The following is a 5482-nucleotide window of genomic DNA, read 5'->3' on the forward strand; positions in this document are numbered from 1 at the left end:
CCTTTTGGGTAGCGCCTAAACTATAAAGTACTAAGAAATAAATTTAACACTACTGTCAGCTTCAAGCTAAGTATTGTTAATGTGATAAACTATAATTAGTTATAAACTACGGCGTATTGTAACGCACCAGTTACTGAACCAGGTGTCGCGCCGCCATTTTCAGAGATGTAAGCTACACCGAACTCTGTTGAGGCAGAAGTTGAACCAGCTTCTAACACCAAGCCAGACAATTCTGCAGGAGAGCTTAAGTTCACTGCTTTGCCTTCTGTATCCATAATTTGTAGAGCTACGTTTTTAGCATCACCTGTATTGAGTAGGTTACCTTTATCAGTCACACCGTTAGCAACAAATACGGTTGTTACATCAATTTTAGCTTGAGGTGCAGTACAACCAGTAATACCGACGCTAAAAGTCTTAGCACCTGCTGTTGAACCAGCTTCTTTTAGCAGTGCTGCAGATACTGTTTCAAGCAGTACTACTGGGTTTGATGCGTTACCGTTAACAGTAACAGAACAAGTTTGGTCTGTTACTTCACCGTTGAAAGTGATTGTGTTGTTTGCGAATGCAGAAGCAGAAGCAAGCAGAACAGCAGATGACAAACCTAAAGAAGTAGCTACAGAAATCATTGACTTTTTCATTATTAAACCTTTTTTATTTCCAAATAAAGACAGACGCCTGCCTCAACTCGCAATCATTATCGCCGCTCCCCGACAGAACAAACATAGGAAGAAACTCTGATCTATGTAGGAAAAGCCTTATGCCCTAAGTGTACCTATAACCTAATAAAACTCGTTTTTGTTCTGAACAATAGATAAGCTTTATTTTCTAGAAATAGCCTTATTTAAAAATAATCTAATAGTCTTTCTGTAGAAATAGGAAAAAGTGGAAGAATTTATCAACTTACGTGCGCTGATAAATCTTTCCACTTTAAATTCCAATTAGTACGTATATATAAAAACAACTTGGATGACTTCAATAGAGCTATTTCTATTGGTTATTCTATGTTTAGTATCAAAACTACTTACTTGAGTAAGACAATAGTACTTCAAAAAAAATATCAACTAAACACAAACCACCATGAACAAGAAAATGCCTGTTTAAATTCAAACAGGCAGACTTCCAAGCAACAACTAATTAGTTATAAACTACTGCGTATTGTAACGCACCAGTTACTGAACCAGGTGTCGCACCGCCATTTTCAGAAATGTAAGCTACACCGAACTCTGTTGAGGCAGAAGTTGAGCCAGCTTCTAACACCAAGCCAGACAGTTCTGCTTGAGAGCTTAAATTCACTGCTTTGCCTTCTGTATCCATGATTTGTAGGGCTACGTTTTTAGCATCACCTGTATTGAGTAGGTTACCTTTATCAGTCACGCCATTAGCAACAAATACGGTTGTCACATCAACTTTAGCTTGAGGTGCAGTACAACCAGTAATACCGACACTAAAAGTCTTAGCGCCTGCTGTTGAGCCAGCTTCTTTTAGCAGTGCTGCAGATACTGTTTCAAGCAGTACTACTGGGTTTGATGCGTTACCGTTAACAGTAACAGAACAAGTTTGGTCTGTTACTTCACCATTGAAAGTGATTGTGTTGTTTGCGAATGCAGAAGCAGAAGCAAGCAGAACAGCAGATGACAGACCTAAAGAAGTAGCGACAGAAATCATTGATTTTTTCATTTTAAACATGCCCATTAAGATTAAGAGTTTAACTTGCAAGAACCATCTTGCCCGAATTCATAATCATTATGCGACAATCATAAACACTCAAATATAGGACTCAGCCTTAAGGGCTGTAGTCCATTTCCTATAGCCTTTTCTTTTTTTGTGTATCGAATAGACTGATAAAAATAGCGAATGAAAGCATTACTCAGGATTCACTCATCACACAACACATTAATATATAACATTTTCTATAAGCTAGAGATAAATCTTATATTTATTATAAAGATATCGATAATCATCTAAATCTTTTTGCCAACGTAATTCTAGCTTTTTAACCAATGATTCAAGTTCAGTGACTTCTTTAGAATAAGATTGAAGATCAGCGAGAAAGCTTTTCGTACCAATCAATTTAGCGAGCCATGCGGGTCGAATAACGAAATGAGATTCTTGATAATCAAGGTAATTCGCTTCTTGATCGTATGCTACAGCTAAACTTTTAGCATTATGTTGAAACGCAAGCCACCAGCGAACAAACTCTTTAATACTCGCACGATAATGCTGCGGGTTAGCATAATTAAAACGCTCTCCATAAACGGTTTTCCCTCCTTGAGGCCAACCATAAGCGGTGATAGATGGATCAATGTGATATTGAGTATTAATATAAAAACTAGGATCCGGAAAACCTAATTGTTCATGAGGGAAAGATGAACCTCTCCCCATATTCACACTGGTTGCTTCGAATAGTCCCAATGCTGGGTATAGACGTATTGCTAAGTCCGTTGCTAAGTTAGGTGATGGATTAATTGGCAAAGAATACGGCTGCTGGTGGGTGTAATTTTTCATGGTTATAACATGCAGCTTTTCAACGGGTAAGCGGTATTGCTCCGCCCCAAACAAACTCCATCGATATTCATCAACCCCAGTCAACCACCCTTGGCCAACAATCATCGTCGCGAGTTCACCAGAAGTCAGTCCATGTACCATAGGAATGGGATGGATACCGATACCAGATACGTTCTCCTCCTCTAGTAATGGACCATAAACATAATCACCATTAGGATTTGGGCGATCAAAGACCATGAACGCTTTGCCATACGCTTGAATGCTCTCCATCATTCGATGCATTGAGATTGTGTAAGTAAAAAAACGTACGCCAACATCTTGCAAGTCGTATATAACAATATCGACATTAGAGAGTTGATCTTCTGTTGGTCGAGCTCTCGGTCTGCCATTATCGCTCCCATATAAACTGATTATAGGTAAGCCAGTTTTATCATCAATATGGTCGTTATCGCCCTCACCAGCCTCTTTATCACCTCGAATACCATGCTCAACCGCAAAGAGGGTGGTTACTTTAAAATTGTATTTGCTCTCTAAAGCAACTAATTTATCTATGGTATGCATACCTTTAGAATCTAAAGAACTTTGATTAACCATTAATCCAACATTTTTACCAGCTAATAGTGGACCATAAATGTCTTGTCTATCAACACCAAGTTGTAACTGATTACTTTCATCAGAATTACAAGCCAACAACCCAATTGATATAATTAATATAAAAATAGTTTTAAACCATATTTTCATTATTTTCCCTTACTCTATTAATGGTGAGTTTTATTTATGGTACGTTAATCCATGGCCAATCTTATATCTTAAGTCGCCTAAAGAACCATCTTCATTCTGATGATAAATATTAACTGGAAGTTTCCCTTTAGGCTCTAGCTGACCTGAAATTATTTTTGCCACTGCATTCATTACATTTGAACCAAGATCTTTTCCATTATTATCTTGACCATAATAGTTATAGGTAGCGATAGCACTGTGTGACACTTTTTCAAAGTTAACAATGTCATAGGGAGCCCGAAGAGTAACATGAATAACGTTTTTACCACGTTTAAATGCGTACTCCATTAACTCATAAGCGAATTTATATTCATCTATAACCGTATTATCATTAAAATTATTGGCATTAAAAACCAAACTACGTTGTAGATTATAATGCTCGAACCTGACATCACCATTATTTTCTACTGGTGAGGGTTTTGTTGATGCCGTTCCTATAATAATGATATCTGATTCATCAATAACTCGTTGTTCATCATCTTGAGTTGTCTGTGACATTAAACTGGCTGAAACATATTCAAATCCATGTTCGATCAACTCATTTTTTAGTGTCTTTGCTTTATCTCCCTCCCCATAATTTGGCATAATCACATGAACCTTACTGGTCATTTCTTCTGCAATAGGAAGTGACTTTGAACTACCAAACTCCGTGTTTCGAATCAGTGTTATCGCCTGCTCTGTGATGTTCTTCTGGATAATTTTATGTTCTGATTTTCCAATCGTATGATGAGCTTGTTGTTTTATCTTCTCAATCGAAGGTGGATTATTTTGTTTAATTAATCCATATTTCAATTTCGTTTTTACGATTCTTTCAACTGAACGAGTGATCTCTTGTTCTGACAAATCACCATACTGCACCGCTTGTACAATCTGATCAATTAACTCACTTAATTGATGGCTTTCTTGATCAGTGTGAATTAACACAGGCATTAACGCGATATCTACCCCAGCTTGAAAGGTTTTGATTACTGCTTCAGCTGGCCAAAAATGATCGGCAATACCTTTCATGTCCAGTGCATCAGTAATGGTTACTCCCTGGTACTGAAGTTCTTTACGTAACAGCTGGGTTTGAATTTCTCTAGAAAGTGTTGCTGGAAGAATCATCTCTTCCCCAGTCACATTACTTACAACCGTCGTACCGTCTAAAGCTGGATATTGAATATGCGCAGTCATAATCATGTCCGGTGCAAGACCGTTTTGAATAGCAAATCGATAGGGATATAAGTCCGTTGCATCCGCTTCTTCCCTTGATTTATTGACTATTGGCAAGCTGTAATGTGAGTCAGATTGAGTATCACCATGCCCAGGAAAATGCTTAAAAACAGGTACTACATTATTTTTAGCAAAGCTTTTTGCCGTTTCGCCTGCCATTAATCCAATTAACTTAGGATCTTCACCATAAGCTCTAACATTGATTACTGGGTTGAGAGGGTTTGACTGAACATCAACAACCGGGGCAAAGTTAACATTAAAACCAACTGCACCAACCTCTGCCGCTAAAATATGTCCAGCATCATAAGCCAATGAAAGATCACCACTGCTTAAGTAAGCAGAACCTAATGCCATATTACCCGGCAAGTTAGTGGCTTTTGTCCTTGGTAAACGAACAACATTTCCCCCTTCTTGATCGATAGCGACAAAGAGGGACAGTGGATACTGCTCATGAGTTGAATTTTGTAAATCCCAGATTAACTGAGCGGTTTGGTCAATATCCGTCAAATTAGCACTAAATAAAATGATACCGCCAATATGATTATCCGATATGAGCTGGCTAACAGTGTCGTTGATTTCTATAAATCCATCTCTACATTGCGCATCTTGGTCATCACACCAATAACGAAAAGACATCATGAGTTTTTCACCAATCTTTTCTCTTAACGTCATTTTTTGAGTTATTTGCTGTGCTTTTTCTTGTAGAGGATCTTGTTTATCACGCTCAAAACATCCGGTTAGTGTGATCATGATTCCAATAATAATCCAATAGCTCTTTATTTTTGTTTTCATCGTATCTCCATGAATTCCAGTTATTAATATTTTTATTCTCAAATTAATTACCGCTATATCGTATGTATTTTTATTGATAGTTCTACGATATAAATCACATCTAACTCTATTCAGGATAACCACTAAAAATGGAATACTCATTAACCAAAACAAACAATTTAACTTAATTTGCAATAAAAACAGTTGGTTATGA

4 protein-coding genes are annotated in these 5482 nt (G+C 37.4%); all 4 read right to left on the reverse strand.

Translation table 11 applies throughout. From position 1 onward, the window contains the following. Positions 1-95 precede the first annotated feature (95 nt). Complete coding sequence (locus CAG58_RS09715) at positions 96-638, reverse strand: fimbrial protein (protein WP_161429621.1); 543 nt, start codon at positions 636-638, stop codon at positions 96-98. A gap of 496 nt (positions 639-1134) precedes the next feature. Next, the gene (locus CAG58_RS09720) at positions 1135-1716 is read right to left on the reverse strand and encodes a fimbrial protein (RefSeq protein WP_237666000.1); all 582 of its coding nucleotides are present in this window, start codon (positions 1714-1716) and stop codon (positions 1135-1137) included. A 201-nt stretch (positions 1717-1917) separates the two neighbouring features. Beyond that, positions 1918-3246, reverse strand: coding sequence for an exo-beta-N-acetylmuramidase NamZ family protein (locus CAG58_RS09725; RefSeq protein WP_161429671.1), 1329 nt, complete (start codon positions 3244-3246; stop codon positions 1918-1920). A gap of 30 nt (positions 3247-3276) precedes the next feature. Then, positions 3277-5482, reverse strand: a 2206-nt coding sequence (locus tag CAG58_RS09730; RefSeq protein WP_237666001.1) for a glycoside hydrolase family 3 protein, incomplete at its 5' end; no start/stop codon positions are given.

It is taken from the genome of Vibrio sp. V31_P5A7T61, from assembly GCF_009904895.1.
Classification (GTDB): domain Bacteria; phylum Pseudomonadota; class Gammaproteobacteria; order Enterobacterales; family Vibrionaceae; genus Vibrio; species Vibrio metschnikovii.

Bases quoted from the DNA above. Each gene is read 5' to 3' on its own strand.
- CAG58_RS09715 (WP_161429621.1), bottom strand. From the start codon at position 638: ATGAAAAAGTCAATGATTTCTGTAGCTACTTCTTTAGGTTTGTCATCT.
- CAG58_RS09725 (WP_161429671.1), bottom strand. From the start codon at position 3,246: ATGAAAATATGGTTTAAAACTATTTTTATATTAATTATATCAATTGGG.